We start from the raw sequence: 19,560 nt of genomic DNA on the forward strand, positions 1-19,560 counted from the left end.
CCCGCCTGTGTTCCCCCTGGTTCCCTCCCCCGGTCCCCTCCCCCGGGTGCGGGACTACTTCCCGAGCGAGCTCAGGTCCTGGGCGTACGTGCCGACCGCGTGGGCGATCACGTCCAGGTTGGTGTCGAAGGCCTTCAGGTCGATGTTCTTCAGGTCGTCGCCCGCCCCGTGGTAGTTCGGGTCGTACGGGGCCCCGGCCGTGCCGCCGTACCGCGCGGCCTGCTCCGGCGTCTTGATGCCCTCGGCTCCGGTGAAGGTGCCGCCGGCCGGGATGCCGTTCGCGATGAACGGGCCGTAGTCGGAGCGGCCGTCGAAGTCACTGCCCTCGTGCGGCTTGCCCTTCTTGTCGAGGAAGCCGTTGATCAGCGCCTCGATCTGCGCGGAGCCGGCCGGCCCGGCACCCTCGCCCGTCCGGTCCGAGTCGTCGCCGTCGTAGACGAACTGCGCCGGGTTCGGCGAGGCGATCATGTCGAAGTTCAGGTAGAGGGCGATGTCCTTCTTCTGCTGCTCGGACAGCTGCGCCACGTAGTGCTCGGAGCCCAGCAGGCCGAGCTCCTCCGCCGACCACCAGGCGAAGCGGACCTTGTTCGCGGTCTGCTTGCCCTTGCCCTTCTTGTTGGCGCCCTCCTCGGCGAGCTTGAGGGCCACCTCCAGCAGGCCGGCCGAGCCCGAGCCGTTGTCGTTGATGCCCGGGCCCTCGGGGACCGAGTCCAAGTGGGCGCCGACCGTGACGACGCGGTCGGAGCGGCCGCCCCTGGTCTCGGCGACCACGTTGCGGGTGGTCTTCTTCACGTGCTCCTGGTCCAGCTCCAGGCGCACGCTCACCTCGCCCTGCGCGGCGGCCGCGGTCAGCGCCTCGCCGTCGGCGAGGGTGATCCCGGCGCTCGGGATGATCCCCTCGGCGGGCGAGGAGAAGGTGCCGCGGACCGGGGTGGTGCCGCTGTGGTTGTAGACGATCACGCCGGTCGCGCCCGCCGCGGCGGCGGCCCGCTGCTTCTCCACGAAGGTGCAGGCCCCGCGCTTGACCAGGGCGATCTTCCCGGTGAAGGCGCCCGCCGGGTAGTCGGCGGCGTCGCAGCCCGGGGTCTCGTCGACCCGGGCGAGGGCGAGCGGGGCGGTCAGGCCGCCGGCCGGGGTGGACTTGGTGAAGGTGAAGGCGGCGGTGGCCAGCTCCCGGGGAGCCCCGCCCCCCGCGCCGCCGAGGACGGTGGTGCGCTCCGTCCTGGTCTGCGCCTCGTAGATGTCGAAGTCCTGGTACGAGACCTGGTACCCGGCCTTCTTCAGCGTGTCGTGGACGTAGGCGGCGGAGGCCGCGTGGCCGGGCGTGCCGGCGGCGCGGTTGCCGCCGTTGGCGTCGGCGATCTGCTGGAACTTCGCCAGGTGGCGGTAGGCCCCGCGGGCGGTGACCTCCTCCACCAGCTCCTTGGCCAGCCGGCCCTCGCGCGGGTGGGCGGAGGCCGGTGCGGCGGCGAGCAGGACGGGCGCGGCGACGGCGGCGGCCGCGAGGGCGGCGAGCGCCGGTATGGACCGGCGGCGGTGGCGGATGGCACGCACGGTAATTCTCCCCGAGTTCGAAGTGCGGATTCCGCGTCCGGATGACGGACACGACAGACCGGACCGTAACCGGCTTCGAACAGGCAAAACGGCCCGTGAGCAGCGGTGCAACACTCCCGCCACGGAGTTGTCACGGGGGTTCACACGGAGAACACCGTCCGCTCCTCGGACAATGGATTGGACAAGGCTCGTGGGGTCGAACGCATGATGGCTTCACGCGCGCCCGCGTCGTACGGAACAAGAGGAGTCACCGTGAGGGTCGGAATCGTCGGAGCCACCGGACAGGTCGGCGGAGTCATGCGCGGCATCCTGGCCGAGCGCAAGTTCCCGGTGGACGAGCTGCGGCTGTTCGCCTCGGCCCGTTCGGCCGGCTCCACCCTCGAGTGGGAGGGCCGGGAGATCACCATCGAGGACGCCTCCACGGCCGACTACTCCGGCCTGGACATCGTGCTCTTCTCCGCGGGCGGCGCCACCTCCAAGGCCCTCGCCGAGAAGGTCGCCTCGCAGGGCGCCGTCGTGATCGACAACTCCTCCGCCTGGCGCCGCGACCCCGAGGTCCCGCTCGTCGTCTCCGAGGTCAACCCGCACGCGATCAAGAACCGCCCCAAGGGCATCATCGCGAACCCGAACTGCACCACGATGGCCGCGATGCCCGTGCTGCGCCCGCTGCACGACGAGGCCGGTCTGACCGCGCTGATCGCCACCACCTACCAGGCCGTGTCCGGCTCGGGCCTGGCGGGCGTCGCCGAGCTCAAGGGCCAGGCCTGCGCCGTCTCCGAGGCCGCCGACCAGCTGACCTTCGACGGCGACGCCGTGGAGTTCCCCGAGCCCGCCGTCTACAAGCGCCCGATCGCCTACAACGTGATCCCGCTCGCGGGCTCGATCGTCGAGGACGGCTCCTTCGAGACCGACGAGGAGCAGAAGCTCCGCAACGAGTCCCGCAAGATCCTGGAGATCCCGGAGCTCAAGGTCTCGGGCACCTGCGTGCGCGTCCCGGTCTTCTCCGGCCACTCCCTCCAGGTCAACGTCCGCTTCGACCGCCCGCTGAGCGTCGAGCGCGCCTACGAGCTGCTGAAGGACGCCCCGGGCGTCGTGCTCTCGGAGATCCCGACCCCGCTCCAGGCCGCCGGCAAGGACGCCTCGTACGTGGGCCGCATCCGCGTCGACGAGACCACCGAGAACGGCCTCGCGCTGTTCCTCTCGAACGACAACCTCCGCAAGGGCGCCGCGCTGAACGCGGTGCAGATCGCGGAGCTGGTCGCCGAGGAGCTGCGCGGCTGATCCCGCGCGCAGGCACGACCGGAGGGCGGCACCGTGACGGTGCCGCCCTCCGGCGTTCCCCGCGGGCCTCAGGGCCGGCGGACCTCGAAGAGGTAGCAGCCGAACTCGGCCGCGCGGACGTGGACGAGCGCGGTGCGCGGGTCCTCGAAGGCCTCGGTCAGCGCCCGCTCGACCACCTCCTCGGGGTCCCCGGCGAGGTCGAGCACCCGCCCGCCGAGGATGTGGCCCGCGGCGTCGTAGCGGCGGGCCGTGCGCAGGGCGCCCGGGTGGGCGAAGGGCAGGCCGGGGTCCGGGTCCGGTCCGCCGCAGTCGGCGGCGTGGATGAACACCGGGCCCTGCTCGTCGTAGGCCCCCGGGTCGGCGCCCGTCTCGGCGGCCCAGCGGCGCAGCGGCGCGTACGCGACGAGGGCGATCCGGTCGCCGGGGACGCTGCGGCGCAGGCAGCAGCGCAGCGGGGCGCCGCCCTCCCGGTCCTCGTACGGGGCGCAGGGCCGCCCGGCGTCGTCGAGGGTGCGCAGGCCGGCGAGGACGGGAGGGGCGATGGCGAGCACGGTGTGTGTGGTCATGGGGTCCAGGGTGCTGCCGGCGGACCGGCCGGGGCTGGCGGAAATCGGACGTCGCGTTCCCAGCCGGCGTTGCGCCCGCGTTTCGCCCGTGGATGACTCCGGCGCGGTGGCGCGGCCCGCGTGGAAGGATGGGCCGGAACGTCACCATCGAAGGAGATGACCGCGTGCCAGGCACGAATCTGACCCGTGAAGAGGCTCAGCAGCGGGCAAAGCTGCTCAGTGTCGACTCGTACGAGATCGAACTCGATCTCAGCGGCGCGCAGGAGGGCGGCACGTACCCCTCCGTGACCACCGTGCGCTTCCAGTCCTCAGAGGCCGGCGCCGAGACCTTCATCGACCTGGTCGCCCCGGCCGTGCACGAGGTCGTCCTCAACGGCAAGTCGCTCGACGTGGCCGCCGTCTTCCGGGATTCCCGGATCGCGCTGGCGCACCTCGCCGCCGGGGCCAACGAGCTCCGCGTCGTCGCCGACTGCGCCTACACCAACACCGGCGAGGGTCTGCACCGCTTCGTCGACCCGGTCGACGAGCAGGCGTACCTGTACACCCAGTTCGAGGTCCCGGACGCGCGCCGCGTGTTCGCGAGCTTCGAGCAGCCCGACCTGAAGGCGACGTTCCGGTTCACCGTGACGGCCCCGGCGGGCTGGACGGTCATCTCGAACTCCCCGACGCCGGAGGTTCCCGCCGACAACGTCTGGCGCTTCGAGCCCACCCCGCGCATCTCCACGTACATCACGGCCCTGATCGTCGGCCCGTACCACGCGGTGCACAGCTCCTACGAGGGCGCGGACGGGCAGTCCGTCCCGCTCGGCATCTACTGCCGTCCCTCGCTCGCCGAGTTCCTCGACGCCGACGAGATCTTCGACGTGACCCGTCAGGGCTTCACCTGGTTCCAGGAGAAGTTCGCGTACGACTACCCCTTCGCCAAGTACGACCAGCTCTTCGTGCCGGAGTTCAACGCGGGCGCGATGGAGAACGCGGGCGCGGTCACCATCCGCGACCAGTACGTCTTCCGCTCGAAGGTGACGGACGCGGCGTACGAGACGCGCGCCGAGACCATCCTCCACGAGCTCGCCCACATGTGGTTCGGCGACCTCGTCACCATGGAGTGGTGGAACGACCTGTGGCTGAACGAGTCGTTCGCCACCTACACCTCCATCGCCTGCCAGGCGTACGCGGAGGGCTCGAAGTGGCCGCACGCCTGGACCTCCTTCGCCAACTCGATGAAGACCTGGGCGTACCGGCAGGACCAGCTGCCCTCCACGCACCCGATCATGGCCGACATCCGTGACCTGGACGACGTCCTGGTCAACTTCGACGGCATCACGTACGCCAAGGGCGCCTCGGTGCTCAAGCAGCTCGTGGCCTACGTCGGCCAGGACGCCTTCTTCAAGGGCGTGCAGGCGTACTTCAAGGCGCACGCCTTCGGGAACACCCGCCTGTCGGACCTGCTGGGCGCGCTGGAGGAGACCTCCGGCCGCGACCTGACCGCCTGGTCGAAGGCGTGGCTGGAGACGGCCGGCATCAACGTCCTGCGCCCCGAGATCGAGACGGACGAGAACGGTGCGATCACCGCCTTCGCCGTCCGCCAGGAGGCCCCGGCGCTGCCCGCCGGCGCCAAGGGCGAGCCGGTCCTGCGCCCGCACCGCATCGCGGTCGGCCTGTACGACCTGACCGCCGGCAAGCTGGTCCGCACGGACCGGATCGAGCTGGACATCGACGGCGGTCTGACCGCCGTGCCGGAGCTGATCGGCCGGACCCGTCCGGCGGTGGTCCTGCTCAACGACGACGACCTGTCGTACGCCAAGGTCCGCCTCGACGAGGTGTCCCTCGCGAACGTCACCGCGCACCTGGGCGACTTCACCGAGTCGCTGCCGCGCGCGCTGTGCTGGGCTTCGGCCTGGGACATGACCCGCGACGGCGAACTGGCCACCCGCGACTACCTCGCCCTCGTCCTGTCGGGCATCGGCAAGGAGTCGGACATCGGCGTCGTCCAGTCGCTGCACCGCCAGGTCAAGCTGGCCGTGGAGCTGTACGCCGACCCGGCGTGGCGCGACCAGGGCCTGGCGATCTGGACGGAGGCCACGCTGGAGCACCTGCGCGCGGCCGAGCCGGGCAGCGACCACCAGCTGGCGTGGGCCCGTGCCTTCGCGGCGACGGCCCGCACCGAGGAGCAGCTGACCTACCTGGCGGCGCTGCTGGACGGCTCGGCGGAGGTCAAGGGCCTGGCGGTGGACACCGAGCTGCGCTGGGCGTTCCTGGAGCGCCTGGTCGCCACCGGCGCGGCCGGGGAGCCGGCCGTCGCGGCCGAGCTGGAGCGGGACAGGACGGCGGCGGGCGAGCGGCACGCGGCGACCGCCCGCGCGGCGGTTCCCACGGCGGAGGCCAAGGCCGCGGCCTGGGCCTCGGTCGTCGAGGGCGAGTCGCTCCCGAACGCGGTGCAGGAGGCGGTGATCGGGGGCTTCGTCCAGACCGACCAGCGCGAGCTCCTCGCCCCGTACACGGAGAAGTACTTCGCGGCGGTCAAGGAGGTCTGGGAGACCCGGAGCCACGAGATCGCCCAGCAGATCGCGGTGGGGCTCTACCCGTCCCTCCAGGTCTCCGCGGAGACCCTCGCGGCGACGGACGCCTGGCTCTCCTCGGCCGAGCCGAACGCGGCCCTGCGCCGCCTGGTCTCGGAGTCCCGCGCGGGCGTGGAGCGCGCCCTGCGCGCCCAGGCGGCGGACGCGGCTGCCGCAGCCCAGGTCTGACCGCAGCCCGGGGCCGGGCGGTGCCGGACCCTCCGGCCCCTCCCGGCCCCGGGCCCGTGCCCTGCGGGGCTGTCCCCTACCCGCCCTTCGCCCGTTCCCTGGGGCTCCGCCCCAGACCCCGCGCCTCAAACGCCGGCGGGGCTGAATTTTGCCGCTGCGCGGCAAACTCAGCCCGCCCGGCGTTTGAGGGCACGGGCGCGGAGCGCACGTACGGGTCCGGGCAGCGCCCGGGGAACGGGCGAAGGGCGGGTAGGGGACTTCGGCCCGCGCAGCGGCACCCCGCCGCGCGGCTACGGGCGGCCGTCGGCGACGGCCCGTAGGGCCGCCAGGACATGGGCCACCGCAGGGGCCGACTCCGAGCCCCGCCGCAGGGCGGCGATGACGTGCCGGGTCGGCCGGTCGTGGGGCAGCCCGCGTACGGCGACGCCCGCGGCACGGCTCGCCACCATGCGGGGAACCAGGGCGACCCCCATCCCGGCCTCCACCATGGCCAGGATCGCGGTCCAGCCGGAGGCCGAGTGCGCCTGCTCGGGCACGAACCCGGCCGCCTCGCACGCATTGCGGGTGATCTCCGACCAGGGCCCGGAGCCGCCGTAGATCCACGGATCCCCGGACAGGTCCGCGAGCCGCAGCTCCGCGGCACCGGCCAGCGCGTGGTCCGGGGGCAGGGCCACGTCGAGGGGGTCCTCCAGCAGGGTCCGGCGGGTGAAACGGGGATCGCGGGCGGTCGGGGCGTGGGCCGCCAAGGACAGCGCCAGGTCCACGACCCCGGCGGACAGTAGCTCGTAGGACTCGGCCGCCTCGGTCTCCCGTACGCGGACCTCCACCCCGGGGTGCGAACGCCTCAGGGCGGCGACCGCCGGGACCACGAGGACCGGTACGGCGGTGGAGAAGGCGCCGATCCGCACCTCCCCCGCCTCCCCCGCGAGGTATCCGGTGAGCTCCGCGTCGGCCCGCTCGAGCTGCGCGAACACGGCCTCCGCGTGCCGCAGTACGAGGTGGGCGGCGTCGGTGAGCCGGACCCGGCGGCCCTGGGCCTCCAGCAGCGGGACCCCCAGCGCCCTGGCCAGGTTGGTCAGCTGCTGCGAGACGGCCGAGGGCGTCATGTGCAGCGCCTCGGCCGTCGCGGTCACGGTCCCCTGCTCGGAGAGGGTCCGCAGGATCCGCAGCTTCTTGATGTCCCACTCGATCATGGGACCGAACCTACCGCCGGGCACCCAGACCCACGCCGCCCAGGATCAGCGCCATGCACAGGAGCTGGGTCGGGCCGGTGGTCTCGCCGAGGATCAGCAGGCCGAGACCGGCGACGCAGACGGGCTGGAGGTAGTAGACGACTCCGGCGCGGGCGGCGCCGATCATCGAGACGGCCTTGTTCCAGGCGAAGAAGGCGACGGCGGAGGAGAAGACGCCGACGTACAGGAGCATGCCGGTGGTGGAGGGGGTGACCTGGAAGCCGCCCTGGACTCCGACGGAGACGGCGTAGGCGGGGGCGAGCATCAGCGCGCCGAGGACGAAGGTGGTGAGGAGGAAGGCGAGTCCGCCCAGTTCGGCGGGCTTGCGCTTGAGGAGGGCGCTGTACGTGGCGAAGGACAGGGCGGCTGCGAACATCCACAGGTCGCCCGCGGCGAAGTCGAAGCGGATCGATCCCTTGCCGACCAGGAGGAGCACGCCGAGGGCGGCCAGGGCCAGGCCGAAGGTGCGCCGGGCGCCGAGCCGTTCGCCGCCGAGCCGGGCGTACAGGGCCATGATGACCGGCGAGGCCGCCATGATCATGCCCATGTTGGAGGCGGAGGTGGTCAGGCCGGCCTGGTGGACGAGGGTGTTGTAGAGGGTGACGCCGAAGAGGGTGGCCAGGGCGATGTAGCCGAAGTGCTCGCGGATCAGGGCCCGCTGCTGCCAGGCCTGCCGGGCGGCGAAGGGGGCGACGGCCAGGGTGGCGATCACCCAGCGCCAGAAGACGGCCTGGACGGGCGGGATGCTGTCGGCCATGCCGCGGGTGGCGACGAAGCTGCCGGACCAGACCACCGTCGCGAGCAGGGCGAGGAGGACGCCGAGACCGGCGGCCCCCTTCTTCGCCCTGCCGGGCGCTGCTTCCTGCTGAACGGTGCGGACTCGGTCCATGACGGCCACGGTGTGTCTCCCCCTCGGAGTTTCGGAGTGTCGGTGCGTTTGGTTCGTTGGTCTACCGTCGCACCGAGGCACCCGTCAGGTCCATCGAAACATTTCGATCGGTTTCTTCAGTAGAACTGAACGGTTCGGCCTTGGGGCGGGGCGCGTCCGCCCTGCCCGCCGCAAGCTGCCCGGCGACGGTGGCACCGAAGGCGATCGCCATGCCCAGCACCTGCACCGGGGAGAGCGCCTGCCCCAGGGCGGCCCAGCCGATGACGGCGGCGCTGAGCGGCGAGAGCGGACCGAGGAGGGTGACGGAGGTGGCGCCGAGCTGTCCGATGCCGCGGAACCAGAGCAGGTACGCGATGCCGGTGTTGATCAGCATCATGTAGCCGTAGCCGAGGAAGGCCTTGCCGTCGAGCGCCGGCGGCGCACCCTCCACCAGTGCGGCGATCGGAAGGATGATCAGGCCGCCCGCGGTGAGCTGCCAGCCGGTCATGGCCAGCGGGCCGACACCCTCCGGGCGCCCCCACCGCTTGGTCATGACGGTGCCCGCGGCCATCGAGGCGGAGGAGACCACGCCGGCCACCACCCCGACCAGGTCGAGCTGCGCCTGCGCGGTCAGCACCACCATGCTGACGCCGAAGGCCGCCACGACGGCGGCGAGCACGGTCCGCAGCCGGGCCCGCTCGCCCAGCAGGAGGGCGGCGAGCCCCACGACGAAGAGCGGCCCCGCGGAGCCCAGGACGGCCGCGACCCCGCCGGGCAGGCGGTAGGCGGAGAGGAACAGGAGCGGGAAGAAGGCGCCGATGTTGAGTCCGCCGAGGACGGCGGCCTTCCACCACCACTGCCCCGTGGGCAGCTTGCGGGCGAGGGCGGTGAGCAGCAGTCCGGCGGGCAGGGCGCGCATCACGCCGGTGAACAGCGGCCGGTCGGGCGGCAGCAGCTCGGAGGCCACGGCGTAGGTGGAGCCCCAGGAGATGGGGGCCAGGGCGGTCAGGGCGAGGGTGGCGATGCGCTTCACGGCGGGTGCTCCTCCGGCAGGACGAGTGGCTCGAGCGGGTAGCTCACTTGGAAGTAGCTTAGCACTAAGCTACTTTCCTGCAAGCAACTTTCTTGCCAACGAACAAGCGGAAGCCGGATACTGCGCCCATGACCGACAAGGACCCCGTCGACGCCGTCGACGCGATCGCCGAGCAGTGGTTCGCGGTGCGACCCGATCTGGACACCACGCCCATGGCCGTCTTCGGCCGGATCTACCGGATCTCCAAAGCCATGGGCGATGCCATGGAGAAGACCTACGGCCGCTACGGGATCGGGCGCGGGGAGTTCGACGTGGTGGCCACGCTGCGCAGAAGCGGAACCCCGTACACCCTCTCGCCCCGCCAGCTCTCGGCCACGCTGATGCTCACCACGGGCGGGATGACGGGACGGCTGGACAAACTGGAGAAGGCCGGGCTGCTGTGCCGCAACCCCGATCCGGACGACCGGCGGGGACTGCGGGTGACCATCACCGACCGGGGCCTCGCCCTCATCGACGAGGCGGTCGAGGCGGGTCTGGAGGTGCAGCGCGAGGCGCTGACCGGGCTGGACGCGACGGAGGTCGCAACGCTCACCGCGCTGCTGCGCAAGGTGATGGCGGGGGTCCCGTAGCGGATCCGGGTACGACGAGGCGCCGGGGGTCCTTACGGACCACCGGCGCCCCGGAATTCGAGCCTTCGGTCAGGCTTAGTTCTGCGTCTTGCGCGACTTGTCGAGGACCATCACCAGACCGGCGATGACCAGGAACAGCACGATCGGCGCGGCCACGTAGAGGCCGAGCGTCTCGCCGACGCTCAGGCCCGGACCCGGGTCGTCGCCGTCGTCACGGGTGAGCGCGAGGGCGGGAGACGTCATCAGCAGCATCATCAGCGTCGTTCCGGCCGTGACGGCGCCGGCGCGCAGAGCGTTCTTCTTGTCCACGGTGCAAACGTAGCGAACACCTAAACGCCGCGCGCGCCCGGGGGTGCCGTACGGGTCTCCACCGCCCCCCGCACCGCCTCCAGCAGGGCGTTCGCCCGCGGCGAGGCGGCCAGCGCCTCCAGGGTCAGCGGTCGCCCGTCCGGGTCGGCGACGGGGAGCCGCCAGTTGGGGTACTGGTCCCAGGTGCCGGGCAGGTTCTGCGGCCGCCGGTCCCCCACCGCGTCGGGCAGCCAGACCCCGACCAGCCGGGCCGGGGTGCGCAGCAGGAACCCGTACAGGGACCGTACGGCGGCCTCCTCGCCCTTGGTGTCGAGCCCGAGGTCCTCCAGTACGTCCATCCAGCGCGCGGTGTCGGCCTCGTCCTCGGCCCGCTCCCGCTCGGCCGGGCGGGTCAGCAGGCCGAGCCGGTCGCGCAGTTCCACGTGGGAGCCGGCCAGTTTGGCGGCCGTGGGCGGCAGGTCGTGGGTGGTCACGGTGGCCAGGCAGTCGGCCCGCCAGCGCTCCGGCGCCAGCGGCTCCCCGTCGCCGCCCCAGTCCCGCTCGAACCACAGCACCGAGGTGCCCAGCACCCCGCGCCGGGCCAGCGCCTGACGGACCCCCGGCTGCACGGTGCCGAGGTCCTCGCCGATGACCAGGGCCCCGGCCCGGTGCGCCTCCAGGACCAGCAGGGCGAGCATCGCCTCCCCGTCGTACGCGACGTACGCGCCTTCGGCGGGCGGGGTCCCCTCCGGGATCCACCAGAGCCGGAACAGTCCCATGACGTGGTCGATGCGCAGGGCGCCCGCGTACCGGAACACCCCCCGCAGCAGGGACCGCAGCGGCGCGTACCCGGTGGCCGCCAGCCGGTCGGGCCGCCACGGGGGCAGCCCCCAGTCCTGGCCGCGCGCGTTGAAGGCGTCCGGCGGGGCGCCGACGGAAACGGCCCGGGCGTAGTGCGGGGCTCCGAAGGGGGCTCCGGTGGCGTCCGAACCCTCCGGATGCACCCCGACGGCCAGGTCGTGCACGATGCCGACCGCCATCCCGGCCTCCTTCGCGGCCCGCTGGGCCCCGGCGAGCTGGGCGTCCGTCAGCCAGACCAGCCAGCGGTGGAAGTCGGCCCGGGACTCCGGGTCCTCCCCGGCGTGCGCGGCGCACCAGGCGGCGTGCCGGTCCAGCTCCGCCCCCTGCTCGGCGCGGAACTCCGCGTAGGCCGCCTCCCGTTCGGGGCTCCGCGGCACGGTGTACAGCAGCTCCAGGGCGGCCCGCTTGAGGGCCCAGACGGCGTCCCGGTCGATCAGCGCACCCTTCTCCAGGACTCCGCGCCGCAACTCCGCCCCCCGGTCGGCCAGTTCCGCGAGGGCGGCCCGGTCCGGGCAGTCGGCGTACTCGGGGACGTCCTCGATCCGCAGGTGCACCGGGTCGGGGAAGCGGCGCGAGGACGGCCGGTACGGGGAGGGGTCGCTCGGGGTGCCGGGCACGCTCGCGTGCAGCGGGTTGACCTGGACGAAGCCGGCTCCGTGCACGCGGCCCGCCCAGCGCGCCAGCTCCGCCAGGTCGCCCAGGTCGCCCATGCCCCAGGAGCGTTCGGAGAGCAGCGAGTAGAGCTGGACGAGCAGCCCGTGGGTGCGTTCCGGGGCCGCCGGGGCCCGGTCGGGGGCCACGATCAGGGTGGCGGTGGCGGTGCGGCCGTCCGGCGCCTCGGCGCGGATCCGGTGCACGCCGAGCGGCGGCTCCCCCGCACCGGCCGCGTTCCAGGCCGCCGCCGGCTCCGCGCCCTCCGACGCCCCGCCCCCGTCCCCCTCTGCCTCCAGCACGGTCCGGGTCCCGGGCGGGAGCGCGCCCAGCTCCACCGGCGGCCGGGAGCCGGACCACCACACCAGCACGCGCGGCAGCAGCCGGTGCACCGCGTCGTGTTCGGCCGCGGCCAGGTCCGCCCGTACGGACTCCGGGGTGTCCGTGTTCACCCCCAGCTGCCGCAGGACGGCGGCGACGGTGGCCTCCGGGACCCGGAGGGTGACGTCCTCGGCGGGCTGGTAGGTGGTGGCGACTCCGTACAGGGCCGCGAGCCGGGCGAGGTCGTCCATCAGGTTCCTTGTCGTCTAGTCACCCGCGGCGGCCGCCGCGGCATGGGTGGTCGGCTCGCTGGTCAGCGGGGCCTCGCAGGCGAGCGGGGGCTCACTGGTCAGCGGCGCGTGCGCGGCGTCGGCGAGCGACGGCTCGCTGGTGAGGGTCCGTTCGTCGGGTCCGGACTGCGCCGGCAGGTGGGCGAGCGGCGGACGCCGTTTCCGGTCGGATATGGCGGTGGTGGCGGTGCTGGTCTTCGCGGTCTTGGTGTTCACCGGCAGGCACTCCTTCGTGCGTGAGGGTCGGTCAGGACCCGTGGATGGCTCCCACTGTGTCGGTCCGTACGCCGTCCGCGCACCACCGACAGCGGAAATTCTCCTGTGCGGACGGCGAATTCGCACAGACGTGCCTGCATGCGCGCCGCGCACGGGAGGTGTTGCGGAGTTCCGTGCCGATCACCACGCGTCCGGAGCCACCGGCCCTGGCGTGCGGGAACGTCGGGAACACCCTCCGGCGCGCGGCCGGGAGAACACCCCAGCCATACCCAGTCGGCCGCACCGCATTCCTGCCCGATCCAGGTCAGATCACCCGCGGGCGTTGACACCCCTGCCGTACGGATGGTGGGGTCTGGCTCATTCGTACGAGCGGGGGACGACTCGGGACGGGGTGGCTCCGTGCAGACCAGAGCCGGCAAGCGGGCCACGGCAACGGCCGCGGCGGTCGCCGTCATCGGCGCACTGCTGAGCGGTTCGGCCGTGGTGGGTCCCCCCGCCGCCTTCGCCGCCCCGACCGTGCCGGACGGCCCCGCCGCCCTGGACGCTCCCACCGGCCCGGATGCTCCCCCGGCGCCCGCGACCGGCGCCGTTCCCGCGGCGCTGCGCGACCCGGCGCCCGTACCCGCGACCGCGCCCGTGCTCGGCCCCGGCGCCGATCCGGGGGCCGCCGCCTCCGGGGGGCCCGCCGTGTGGCCGCGGCCGCAGTCGATGGCCGCCGATCCGGCGCGCGCGGTCCCGCTGGGCGCCGAGGCCGTGCTCGTGCTGCCCGCGGGCGTGGACCCGTACGCCGCCCGGGTGGTGCGCGACGCCCTGCGCGGGGCGGGCGTACGGACCCTGCACGAGCGGGCCGAAGGGGAACAACTGCCCGGCGCCGGACCCGTCGTACGGCTCCAGGGACCGGAAGCAGAGCGGGCCCTGCGGGCCCTGGGCGCGGACGCGGCCGGCGACCTGCCGGCCGGCGGCTACCGGCTCGCGGTGGGCCGCGACGGGGGGCGGGACACGGTCGCGCTGGCCGGCACCGGGGACGACGGATTGTTCCACGCGGCGCAGACCCTGCGTCAGCTGCTCGCCACGGGCGGCGGGAAGGTCCCCGGAGTCCTCGTACGGGACTGGCCGTCCGCGCCCGTGCGCGGCATCACGGAGGGGTTCTACGGGACTCCCTGGACGGCCGCCCAGCGGCTCGCGCAGGTGGAGTTCATGGGCGCCACCAAGCTGAACCGGCTGCTCCTCGCGCCCGGTGACGACCCGTACCGGACCACGGAATGGCGCCGCGACTACCCGGCGGCGCAGGCGGCCGAGCTGCGGGAACTGGCCGACCGGGCCCGCGCCAACCAGGTGGTGCTCGCCTGGGCCGTGGCCCCCGGGCAGTCGATGTGCCTGGCCTCCTCGGCGGACCGGGCGGCGCTCGCCCGCAAGCTGGACGCCATGTGGGACCTCGGGTTCCGCGCGTTCCAGGTGCAGTTCCAGGACGTCAGCTACACCGAGTGGGGCTGCCGGGCCGACCGGGAGCGGTACGGCAAGGGCCCGGCGGCCGCCGCGAAGGCGCACGCGGAGGTGGCGGGCGAGCTGGCCGCACACCTGGCCCGGCGCTACCCGGGGGCGCCCGCCCTGTCGCTGCTGCCGACGGAGTACTACCAGGAGGGCCCGACGCCCTACCGGAGCGCGCTGGCCGAGGCCCTGGACGACCGGGTGGAGGTCGCCTGGACGGGGGTCGGCGTGGTGCCGCGCACGATCACCGGTCCGGAACTGACCGGGGCGCGCTCGGCCCTCGGGCAGCACCCGCTGGTCACCATGGACAACTACCCCGTCAACGACTGGGAACCGGGCCGGATCTTCCTCGGCCCCTACGCGGGACGCGACCCGGTGGTCGCGGGCGGCTCGGCGGCCGTGCTGGCCAACGCCATGCCCCAGGGCACCCTGTCGCGCATCCCGCTGTTCACCGCGGCGGACTTCACCTGGAACCCGCGCGGCTACCGGGCCGCCGACTCCTGGGCGGCGGCCGTCTCCTCGCTCGCCGGACCCGACCCCAGGGCCCGGGAAGCACTGGCCGCGCTGGCCGGGAACAACGCCTCCTCCGGCCTCGCCCAGCCCGAGTCCGCCTACCTGGTCCCCCTGATGGAGGAGTTCTGGCGGGCCCGCAGCTCCGGCGACCCGGCGGCGGGCGACCGGCTGCGCGCCGCCTTCCGCGTGCTGCGCGAGGCCCCGGAGCGGCTGCCCGCGCTCGCCGGGGAGGCAGGGCCCTGGCTCTCGCGGCTCGCGCGCTACGGAGCCGCCGGCGAACTGGCCCTCGACGTCCTCCAGGCGCAGGCCCGCGGGGACGGGGCCGCGGCCTGGCAGGCCTCGCAGGCGCTCACCGCCGCCCGCGCGGCGCTGTCCGGGGCGGATGCCGCCCGGGTCGACAAGGCCGTGCTCGACCCCTTCCTCGCACGGGCCGCCGCCGAGGCCGACGCCTGGACCGGCGCGGCCCGCCGGTCCGGCACGGTGACCCGGCAGGCCGACGCCTGGACGGTCCAGCTGTCGGACACCCGGCCGGTGTCGGTGGTGACCGTGATGACCGACCCGCTGCCGCCCGGCAGCCGGGGCGCCGCGATCGAGGCCCACGTACCGGGAGAGGGCTGGCGCAAGGTCGCGGAAGCGGCGGCCTCGGGCTGGACCCAGGCCGACGTGGGCGGGCTGCGGGCCGACGCGGTCCGGCTCGTCTGGTCGGGGCCGGCTCCGGCCGTGCACGGCGTGGTCCCGTGGACCGCGGACGGCCCGGAGGCCCGCTTCGAGCTGGCGCGGAGCGTGGACGCGGAGATCGGCGGGGCCGCGCAGCGGATCCCGGCGGAGCTGTCCGCGCTGCGTCCCGGCGAGGTCCGCGGCCCCCTGTCGGCGACCCCGCCGCCGGGGATCTCCGTACGCCTGCCGGAGACGGCCGCGGCCGCGCGCGGTACGACGGCGGCCGTGCCGGTGGAGGTCACGGTGGCGGCGGGCACCGCCCCGGGCACCTACGCGGTCCCGGTCACCTTCGGCACCGAGACGCACACGCTGCAGGTCCGCGCCCATCCGCGCACGGCCGGGCCGGATCTGCTGCGCACCGCGGCGGCCTCGTCCTCGGCCGACGAGACCCCGGACTTCCCCGCGGCGGGGGCGCTGGACGATTCCCCGGCCACGCGGTGGTCCTCGCCCGCGGTGGACGGGGCGTGGTGGCAGGCGGAGCTGGCGGCTCCGGCGCGGGTCGGGCTGCTGCGGCTGCGGTGGCAGGAGGCGTACCCGTCGCGCTTCCGCGTCGAATCTTCGCCCGACGGGGTCGTCTGGCATCCGTCCGCGACGGTCGAGTCCCGCGGCGGGGTCGACTCCGTCCGCCTCGATCCGGCGGCCGGGCCGGCCCGCTTCCTCCGCGTCACCTGCGAGACCCGGGCCACCCGCTACGGCTGCAGCCTCCTGAACGCGGAAGCCTTCGCCCTGGCCCCGTAGCGACGCCGGGAACCCTGCGGGGCCGTCCCCTACCCACCCTTCCCCCGTTCCCCGGGCTCCGCCCGGACCCGTACGTGCGCTCCGCGCCCGTGCCCTCAAACGCCGGGCGGGCTGAGTTTGCCGCGCAGCGGCACGGGCACGGGCGCGGGCCCGCTACGAGGCGACCGCCGCCGTCGCGGGGGCCGGGAGGCCGATGCGGTCCAGGGCGTCCTCCGCCCCGTACGGCTGGAGGTACGGCATCCAGCACGGATCCCGGTGCCCCGTCCCGATGATCCGCCAGGCCAGCCCCGACGGCGGAGCCGGCTGGTGCCGCAGCCGCCAGCCGAGGTCGACGAGGTGCCGGTCGGCCTTGACGTGGTTGCAGCGGCGGCACGCGGCGACGACGTTGTCCCAGGCGTGCTGACCGCCCCGGCTCCGCGGGACGACGTGGTCGACGCTGGTGGCGACGGCCCCGCAGTACATGCAGCGCCCGCCGTCGCGGGCGAAGAGCGCGCGGCGGGTGAGTGGAACGGGCCCCCGGTAGGGGACCCGCACGAAGCGCTTGAGCCGAACCACGCTGGGCGCGGGGACGGCCCTTGTCGCGCTGTGCAGAAAGGCGCCGGATTCTTCCAGGGAGACGGCTTTGTTCTCCAGGACGAGGACGAGCGCGCGACGGAGCGGTACGACGCCGAGGGGCTCGTACGACGCGTTGAGGACCAGGACGTGCGGCACGGACTGCCTCCTATAACGCCGGCGGCGCGTGGCTCGCGCCGGGACGATCTGTTTTCCAGTCTCCCCTTACGGCTGGTCGAAGCGCCACCACGCACCCGTAACGGGTCCGAGGTGTTTTCGACCACAGCGGCTTCATCCCCGCGTGAGTCTGGTCTCTCCCTCGAACAAGGCAACAAGTCCGGGCAAGTGCCCCGTTAGGGTGGATGGTCTGCTCGCCCCACCCCTACCGCGGGCAGGACGCTACATCTGGAGGTTCCCGCCGTGCCCTGGCCTGCCGCACTGCTCCCGCTCGCAGCCGACAACCCGGACGCGTCCGAAACGATCAGAGAAACCCACGAGAGCGTCACGAACGCGGCCAGTTTCATCGAGGAGAACTGGGCCGGATGGCTGGCCCTGGGCCTGCGGATCCTCCTCATCCTGGTCGCCGCCTTCGCCCTGCGTTCGGTGGTCCGCAAATCGCTGACCAAGCTGATCACCCGGATGAACCGCGGCGCCGACGCCGTCGAGGGCACGGCCCTGAGCGGGCTGCTGGTCAACGCCGAGCGGCGCCGCCAGCGGTCCGAGGCCATCGGCTCGGTGCTGCGCTCGGTGGCCTCGTTCCTGATCCTCGGCACGGCGGCCCTGATGGTGCTCGGCGCGCTCGACATAAACCTGGGGCCGCTGCTGGCGAGTGCCGGTGTGGCCGGTGTGGCGATCGGTTTCGGCGCCCGGAACCTGGTCACGGACTTCCTGTCCGGCGTGTTCATGATCCTCGAGGACCAGTACGGCGTCGGTGACAAGATCGACGCCGGGGTGGCCTCGGGCGAGGTCGTCGAGGTGGGGCTGCGCGTCACCAAGCTGCGCGGCGACAACGGCGAGATCTGGTACGTCCGCAACGGCGAGATCAAGCGGATCGGCAACCTCAGCCAGGGCTGGGCCACGGCGAACGTCTCGGTGCAGGTCAAGCCCACCGAGAGCCTCTCCCGCATCCGCGAAGTGATCAAGGAGATCGCCGACACCATGGCCAAGGAGTCCCCGTGGGACGAGCGGCTGTGGGGTCCGGTGGAGGTGCTGGGCCTGGACGAGGTGCTGCTGGCCTCCATGTCGGTGTCGGTGTCGGCGAAGACGATGCCGGGCCAGCAGTTCGCCGTGGAGCGCGAGCTGCGCTGGCGGATCAAGGACGCCTTCGACGCCGCGGGCATCGGGATCGTCGGGGGCCTGCCGCTGCCCGAGGAGGAGGCGGCCCCGGCCGACCCCTCGGCCTCGGTCGCCCCGCCGTCGGCCCTGGCGAACCCGGCCTCCCCGCAGTCCATGGCCACCGCGGAGATCCCGCCGCCGGCCGCGGGCGGTGCGGTGTCCGGACCGCGCATCACGAAGTAGGGCCGCTCACGCCCGTACGACACGTACGACACGTACGAACGCCACTGCCCCCGTAGGTCCGACCTGCGGGGGCAGTGGTGTACCCAGCGGTGTACGCAGTGCCATTGACACGAGCGACCCACCAATAGGAAACTTACCTAACAGTTCACCCCGGTGAGAGAGAAGTCACCCCATGCCCGCCACCCCCGGTACGCCCAGCCTGTTGCGCGCCCTGAACGACCGGGCCGCGCTCGAGCTCCTGCTGACGCACGGCCCCCTGTCCCGGACCCGGATCGGGCACCTCACCGGCCTCTCGAAGCCCACCGCCTCCCAGCTCCTGGCCCGCCTGGAGGCCGCCGGGCTCGTCGTCGCCACCGGCACCGCCACCGGCCGCCCCGGCCCGAACGCGCAGCTCTACGCCGTCAACGCCACGGCCGCCCACGTCGCCGGACTCGACGTCACCCCGGGCCGGGTCCTCGCCTCCGTCGCCGACCTGGCCGGCGAGGTGGTCGGCAGCCACGAGCTGCCCCACGCCGAGGGCACCGGGCCGGTCGCCCAGGTCACCCGCGCCCTCGGCGAGGCCGTCAAGGACGCCGGGCTGCACCTCGCCGACATCCACCGGGTGGTCATCGCGACCCCCGGCTCCTTCGACCCCCGCACCGGGGTGCTGCGCTACGCCGACCACCTGGAGGGCTGGCACTCCCCCACGCTCCTCGAAGAGCTCGCCGCGGCCCTGCCGATGCCGGTCGAGTACGAGAACGACGTGAACCTCGCCGCCGTCGCCGAGCAGCGGCTCGGTGCCGCTCGCGGGCACGAGGACTTCGTCCTGCTGTGGAACGAGGAGGGCCTCGGGGCCGCCCTCGTGCTCGGCGGCCGGCTGCACCGCGGCTGGACCGGCGGCGCCGGGGAGATCGGCTTCCTGCCGGTCGCCGGGCACCCGCTGGTCCGCCGGGTCACCGAGGTCAACTCCGGCGGCTACCAGGAGCTGGCCGGCGCGCAGGTGCTGCCCGCGATGGCGGCCCGGCTCGGCGTCGAGGCGCCGCCGGCCGCCGCGGCCGGGGCCGGTTCGGTGCACGGTGCCGTGCACGGGGCCGAGTCCGGGGCCATGGTCGAAGCGGCGGCCGCGCTGCTGGCCCAGGCCGCCGCCGCACCCGAGGGGCCCCACCTGGAGCTCCTGCGGGAGTACGCCACCGCCCTCGCCACCGGACTCGCCTCGCTGGTCGCCGTACTGGACCCGGAGATCGTGATCCTCTCCGGTGCGCTGACCATCGCGGGCGGGGAACCGCTGCGCGAACTCCTCGAAGCCGAGCTCGCAGACCTCGCACCGTCCCGGCCCCGGCTGGTGACCGGCGAGGTCCGCGAACGGCCCGTACTGCGCGGGGCGCTGGAAAGCGCCCTCGCCGCCACCCGCGACGAGGTCTTCGACACCTCCCGCCGCTGAACCGCACCACCGGCACGACCCGCACCACCCGCACCACCCGCACCACCCGCACGATCCCGCACCGATTCGCCCCTGCA

15 protein-coding genes are annotated in these 19,560 nt (G+C 73.8%); 6 read left to right on the top strand and 9 right to left on the bottom strand.

Annotated elements, in window-relative coordinates; genetic code table 11:
* Window positions 1–54: 54 nt before the first annotated feature.
* On the bottom strand, window positions 55–1,554 hold the full coding sequence (locus tag NLX94_RS14330) for a M28 family metallopeptidase (protein ID WP_254383095.1): 1,500 nt from the start codon (window positions 1,552–1,554) through the stop codon (window positions 55–57).
* A 252-nt stretch (window positions 1,555–1,806) separates the two neighbouring features.
* Here NLX94_RS14330 and NLX94_RS14335 point away from each other — a divergent pair, with 252 nt between their 5' ends.
* Window positions 1,807–2,835, top strand: coding sequence for an aspartate-semialdehyde dehydrogenase (locus NLX94_RS14335; protein WP_254383096.1), 1,029 nt, complete (start codon window positions 1,807–1,809; stop codon window positions 2,833–2,835).
* 68 nt (window positions 2,836–2,903) lie between these two features.
* Here NLX94_RS14335 and NLX94_RS14340 read toward each other — a convergent pair whose 3' ends face one another.
* Entirely contained in the window at window positions 2,904–3,401 is a 498-nt protein-coding gene (locus NLX94_RS14340; protein WP_254383097.1) for a DUF1203 domain-containing protein, read from the bottom strand.
* A gap of 164 nt (window positions 3,402–3,565) precedes the next feature.
* Here NLX94_RS14340 and pepN point away from each other — a divergent pair, with 164 nt between their 5' ends.
* Complete coding sequence (gene pepN / locus NLX94_RS14345) at window positions 3,566–6,148, top strand: aminopeptidase N (protein ID WP_254383098.1); 2,583 nt, start codon at window positions 3,566–3,568, stop codon at window positions 6,146–6,148.
* A 290-nt stretch (window positions 6,149–6,438) separates the two neighbouring features.
* Here the strand turns inward: pepN and NLX94_RS14350 are convergent, their stop codons facing one another.
* From NLX94_RS14350 to NLX94_RS14360, 3 genes are read right to left on the bottom strand one after another with little or no spacing between them, the layout of a single operon-like run.
* Window positions 6,439–7,341, bottom strand: a complete 903-nt coding sequence (locus NLX94_RS14350; protein ID WP_254383099.1) for a LysR family transcriptional regulator — start codon at window positions 7,339–7,341, stop codon at window positions 6,439–6,441.
* Window positions 7,342–7,351: 10 nt separating this feature from the next.
* On the bottom strand, window positions 7,352–8,278 hold the full coding sequence (locus NLX94_RS14355; protein ID WP_374683946.1) for a DMT family transporter: 927 nt from the start codon (window positions 8,276–8,278) through the stop codon (window positions 7,352–7,354).
* A gap of 52 nt (window positions 8,279–8,330) precedes the next feature.
* Complete coding sequence (locus tag NLX94_RS14360; protein WP_254383101.1) at window positions 8,331–9,281, bottom strand: EamA family transporter; 951 nt, start codon at window positions 9,279–9,281, stop codon at window positions 8,331–8,333.
* A gap of 128 nt (window positions 9,282–9,409) precedes the next feature.
* On the opposite strand from NLX94_RS14360, the gene NLX94_RS14365 reads away from it, so the two are divergent.
* The gene (locus tag NLX94_RS14365; protein WP_254383102.1) at window positions 9,410–9,910 is read left to right on the top strand and encodes a MarR family winged helix-turn-helix transcriptional regulator; all 501 of its coding nucleotides are present in this window, start codon (window positions 9,410–9,412) and stop codon (window positions 9,908–9,910) included.
* 75 nt (window positions 9,911–9,985) lie between these two features.
* On the opposite strand, the gene NLX94_RS14370 is transcribed toward NLX94_RS14365, so the two are convergent.
* From NLX94_RS14370 to NLX94_RS14380, 3 genes are read right to left on the bottom strand one after another with little or no spacing between them, the layout of a single operon-like run.
* A complete protein-coding gene (locus tag NLX94_RS14370) occupies window positions 9,986–10,219 on the bottom strand; it encodes a hypothetical protein (RefSeq protein ID WP_254383103.1) in 234 nt (77 codons plus the stop codon).
* 20 nt (window positions 10,220–10,239) lie between these two features.
* A complete protein-coding gene (locus NLX94_RS14375) occupies window positions 10,240–12,282 on the bottom strand; it encodes a 4-alpha-glucanotransferase (protein ID WP_254383104.1) in 2,043 nt (680 codons plus the stop codon).
* A gap of 15 nt (window positions 12,283–12,297) precedes the next feature.
* Window positions 12,298–12,543 (bottom strand): hypothetical protein, encoded by a 246-nt coding sequence (locus NLX94_RS14380; RefSeq protein WP_374683961.1) that lies wholly within the window; start codon window positions 12,541–12,543, stop codon window positions 12,298–12,300.
* A 393-nt stretch (window positions 12,544–12,936) separates the two neighbouring features.
* On the opposite strand from NLX94_RS14380, the gene NLX94_RS14385 reads away from it, so the two are divergent.
* On the top strand, window positions 12,937–15,993 hold the full coding sequence (locus tag NLX94_RS14385; protein WP_254383106.1) for a beta-N-acetylglucosaminidase domain-containing protein: 3,057 nt from the start codon (window positions 12,937–12,939) through the stop codon (window positions 15,991–15,993).
* 153 nt (window positions 15,994–16,146) lie between these two features.
* Here the strand turns inward: NLX94_RS14385 and NLX94_RS14390 are convergent, their stop codons facing one another.
* Window positions 16,147–16,704, bottom strand: a complete 558-nt coding sequence (locus tag NLX94_RS14390) for an HNH endonuclease (RefSeq protein ID WP_254383107.1) — start codon at window positions 16,702–16,704, stop codon at window positions 16,147–16,149.
* A 261-nt stretch (window positions 16,705–16,965) separates the two neighbouring features.
* Here NLX94_RS14390 and NLX94_RS14395 point away from each other — a divergent pair, with 261 nt between their 5' ends.
* Both NLX94_RS14395 and NLX94_RS14400 read left to right on the top strand, forming a co-directional pair.
* Window positions 16,966–18,063: a mechanosensitive ion channel family protein gene (locus tag NLX94_RS14395; protein WP_254383108.1), complete on the top strand. Its 1,098-nt coding sequence runs from the start codon at window positions 16,966–16,968 to the stop codon at window positions 18,061–18,063.
* Window positions 18,064–18,235: 172 nt separating this feature from the next.
* The gene (locus NLX94_RS14400; protein WP_254383109.1) at window positions 18,236–19,483 is read left to right on the top strand and encodes an ROK family transcriptional regulator; all 1,248 of its coding nucleotides are present in this window, start codon (window positions 18,236–18,238) and stop codon (window positions 19,481–19,483) included.
* Window positions 19,484–19,560: the final 77 nt, after the last annotated feature.

Source organism: Streptomyces sp. TBY4 (assembly GCF_024213195.1).
Taxonomy (GTDB): Bacteria; Actinomycetota; Actinomycetes; order Streptomycetales; family Streptomycetaceae; genus Streptomyces.

Bases quoted from the DNA above. Each gene is read 5' to 3' on its own strand.
- NLX94_RS14340 (WP_254383097.1), bottom strand. From the start codon at position 3,401: ATGACCACACACACCGTGCTCGCCATCGCCCCTCCCGTCCTCGCCGGC.
- NLX94_RS14350 (WP_254383099.1), bottom strand. From the start codon at position 7,341: ATGATCGAGTGGGACATCAAGAAGCTGCGGATCCTGCGGACCCTCTCC.
- NLX94_RS14365 (WP_254383102.1), top strand. From the start codon at position 9,410: ATGACCGACAAGGACCCCGTCGACGCCGTCGACGCGATCGCCGAGCAG.
- NLX94_RS14375 (WP_254383104.1), bottom strand. From the start codon at position 12,282: ATGGACGACCTCGCCCGGCTCGCGGCCCTGTACGGAGTCGCCACCACC.
- NLX94_RS14400 (WP_254383109.1), top strand. From the start codon at position 18,236: ATGCCCGCCACCCCCGGTACGCCCAGCCTGTTGCGCGCCCTGAACGAC.